This window comes from Mesorhizobium sp. M0833 (assembly GCF_040319905.1).
Taxonomy (GTDB): Bacteria; Pseudomonadota; Alphaproteobacteria; order Rhizobiales; family Rhizobiaceae; genus Mesorhizobium.
Window position 1 is genome coordinate 1 of sequence record NZ_JAMYOQ010000074.1, and the last position, 3,154, is coordinate 3,154.

The following is a 3,154-nucleotide window of genomic DNA, read 5'->3' on the forward strand; positions in this document are numbered from 1 at the left end:
TGGTTCGCCCTCAGCGAGGACCGGCCGCTGTTCTTCTTCGCGGGCCTGTGGACACGCTGGCAAGGGGTCCGCAAGGTCAAGGAAGGCCCCGGCGACCACGAGGTCTATGCGTTTATGACCACCAAGCCGAACGCGCTGATCGCCCCAATCCACGAGAAGGCGATGCCGGTGATCCTGACCACGCGAGAGGACATCGAGACTTGGTTGACCGCGTCATGGACCGAAGCAAAAGCAACTACAGCGCACGGCGCCTGACGACGCTCTCGTAATCGTCGAGAAGCCTGTCACACAGATCAAAGTTCCGCTGCAGGCGCCTGCACAAGGCTCGCTGCTTTGAAAGCATCCCGATGAACGACGAACTGATCCGCCTTCCCGGCGCAATTGAGCCCGCCACGCGTCAGGGCGTTCAGCATCATAGGTGCGAGCATTTCGACTGCGCAAGGATGCCGGATGGGGATTTGCTAGGCCTAGGCAGCCATCTCATTGTCACGCCCATCGAATTCGCCACAAAAATGGCGCTGGAAAAACAGGCCGCATAAGGCCAGAAATGAAATTCTGGACTCTCCATTGAATTGGAGGGAACAAGGGGCTCAGGTCAGGGCCTACCAGCTCTCGGGAGGCAACGAACTCGATCCTGCGAAGCTCAAAGCGGCCGACGAAAGCACCGAACGGCAGGTCAAGAAAGCTGAGGCATACTTCCGAGTCCTACAAGGGGTTCCGGAGTTCGATCACTTCACTCCGTCCGCTTGGCTCCTTGCTAATCCAGGCGTCTTGAGCGGCGAAGCACCGGAGGTCGCGAGCACTCTGAGTCGAGCGGAGACGCTTTTCAAGGCACTCAACGCTCTCCGGAAGTCATAGCGACTTGAGGGCGACGATCGTCAATCATCTCGCCAGACGACACGCCGCACCGTCCTGATTTCGGCAAGCCGTCTAACTCGAATGCTTTGTCGTTCGCGCGCAGACGGGTTTTGCGTCTCGGCATGCATGTACTCGTTCTTGCCGCACCGTTCGCAGCTCATTTTGCCCCCGACCAACTCAGCCTCAACGTCCCCGAAGATTTCCCTCAGGTCACTCGGCTGATACCAACGCTTGACATTGCAGAGCCCGCATTGAATGCGCACAAGCTGCCCTGCGTCATGGGCATTGCTGAGCTTCCACTCGCCTCCGCGCTTTCGTGTTCCAGTGTCAGGCATGACCCAAAGTAGGAACACATTCCTCTCTCGGTCAATTCGCCATTGACAATTTCGTTCCCATTTTGTTCACTACTGGAACGAGCCATTAGGAGACGCTCATGTGGATGACATGTGTCCCCCAGACAGCCGGCAGAGAGACCAATAGCCATGGGAGAACAAACCGAGAGATCGCAGGAACAGCAAGTTGATCCTGCCGACTGGGAGCTTGTGACCGACGAAGCCATAGCTGCCCATGGTGGTGCCAGAGAAGCAGTTAAGGCGCTTCTTATCGCCAACGCTGCCCTGGAGCGTGAGCTGGCCCTAGCGGCCCTGCTTTGAGCCATGGGTTTAGCAGGGGATGGCACCGCCAAAGATGGTACGCCAGCGACACCGAAACTTCGCGCTAGAGAAAGGCAGTCAGCATGCCGGACAGCATCCTTCCTCAGCAAAAGGCACCCAAGCTCATCGTCGTCACGGCGTTCGACCGTGATGAGACCGGCGACCTTCAGCCCGTCTTCGGTCCAGCCGAGCAGCAGTCGGAAGATCGGGCGATAAGGACTGCCAAAGCTCTGGCGACGAAACATGCCGGTGTCATTGCGTGGTCCCGCGATGCTAACCCAGCGCTGGGGGAATACGGCGAGCCAACGACGCTCTTTGTTGGGGGCGACGTGCCCGACATGGAGTGACGATTAGGCCGGTCTTCCCAAGGCTCCCCTGACGTTCTCCTCAAGGTCTAGCCGAGGGGGCACAGGGACATAGGAGACCATCTACCTGTTGCTTCTTCTCGTCGTTGAGGGCGGCACTGATTATTTGAGTTGTTCCTGAATGCCCACAGCAATACGTTCGTCTTGCCGCGTCTGCTGCACGGCCAGAGCGAAGCTTTACCCTGCGCTCCTTAGTGATAGCATCGGGAGCATGTTCGAGGGGTTTGCGCTGGACTGGATCGATGTTGGCGAGGTCGTGCTGCGGGTGCGGCACGGCGATTCGGGCCCGCCCCTTCTCCTCTTGCATGGGCATCCGCGTACCCACGCGACATGGCACCGCGTCGCACCCCTACTTGCGGAAAGTTTCACCGTCGTGTGCCCCGACCTGCGCGGCTTTGGGCAGTCGTCGTCGCCGCCCGACATGACGAATCATTCGCAGGCATCCAAGCGGGCGAAGGCTCTTGACTGTGTCTTGCTGATGGAGGCGCTCGGCCATGAGCGCTTTATGATCGCGGGCCACGACCGAGGCAGCTACACCGCGTTCCGCTGCGCGATGGATCACCCTCAACGGATCGAACGCTTGGCCATACTCGATGGCGTGCCGATCCTGGAAGCTTTGGAGCGTTGCGACGCGCAATTCGCCCAAGCGTGGTGGCACTGGTTCTTCTTTGCCCAGCCAGACAAGCCCGAACGTGCCATCCTTGCCGATCCGATCGCATGGTATGGTGGAACCGCAGAGTCGATGGGAACCGAGAACCATGCCGACTTTGTGGCTGCCGTTACCAAACCAGAAACGGTGCGAGGGATGCTCGGCGACTACAGGGCCGGTTTGACCCTTGACGCTGATCACGACCGCGCAGACCGGGCAAGTGGCCGAATGCTGCCCTGCCCCACGCTTGTCCTCTGGTCGCTCAGGGACGATCTCGAGCTGCTTTATGGCGACGTCTTGGCTGTGTGGCGGACGTGGGCATCGGACCTCCGCGGTCACGGCATCGATTGCGGGCATCACATGGCCGAGGAAGCGCCCGAACAGCTCGCTACTGCGTTGTCGGCTTTCTTTTGCGCGCCCGAGTGACAGACCGAAGTCTAAAGCTGTTTTCCGCGCAGCACTGACGTCTGAAAGGGCTCAGAGAGTCATCCGCGCTTTCTGTCGGTTACTAGTCCTGACCTATCCAGAGGAGCGTAGCACCCCCTCCTCCTCGGCAGCTTCCTCGAAGGCTTTACGGACATCGTTGGGCGAGACCCGGCCCTCAAAGGCGTCGCTGCAGGCTTGCACCG

5 protein-coding genes and 1 pseudogene are annotated in these 3,154 nt (G+C 59.6%); 5 read left to right on the forward strand and 1 reads right to left on the reverse strand.

The window, feature by feature from the left end:
• From NKH98_RS32705 to NKH98_RS32725, 5 genes and pseudogenes are all read left to right on the forward strand, one after another.
• Positions 1-337, forward strand: a pseudogene (locus tag NKH98_RS32705) (SOS response-associated peptidase family protein); the annotation flags it as partial.
• Positions 338-347: 10 nt separating this feature from the next.
• Positions 348-539, forward strand: coding sequence for a hypothetical protein (locus NKH98_RS32710; RefSeq protein ID WP_352904295.1), 192 nt, complete (start codon positions 348-350; stop codon positions 537-539).
• Positions 540-1,340: 801 nt separating this feature from the next.
• Entirely contained in the window at positions 1,341-1,511 is a 171-nt protein-coding gene (locus NKH98_RS32715; protein ID WP_352904296.1) for a hypothetical protein, read from the forward strand.
• An 83-nt stretch (positions 1,512-1,594) separates the two neighbouring features.
• Positions 1,595-1,858, forward strand: a complete 264-nt coding sequence (locus tag NKH98_RS32720; RefSeq protein WP_352904297.1) for a hypothetical protein — start codon at positions 1,595-1,597, stop codon at positions 1,856-1,858.
• A gap of 229 nt (positions 1,859-2,087) precedes the next feature.
• Complete coding sequence (locus NKH98_RS32725) at positions 2,088-2,951, forward strand: alpha/beta fold hydrolase (protein ID WP_352904298.1); 864 nt, start codon at positions 2,088-2,090, stop codon at positions 2,949-2,951.
• Between the two features lie 93 nt (positions 2,952-3,044).
• On the opposite strand, the gene NKH98_RS32730 is transcribed toward NKH98_RS32725, so the two are convergent.
• Entirely contained in the window at positions 3,045-3,152 is a 108-nt protein-coding gene (locus NKH98_RS32730) for a DUF982 domain-containing protein (RefSeq protein WP_352904299.1), read from the reverse strand.
• Positions 3,153-3,154 lie beyond the last annotated feature (2 nt).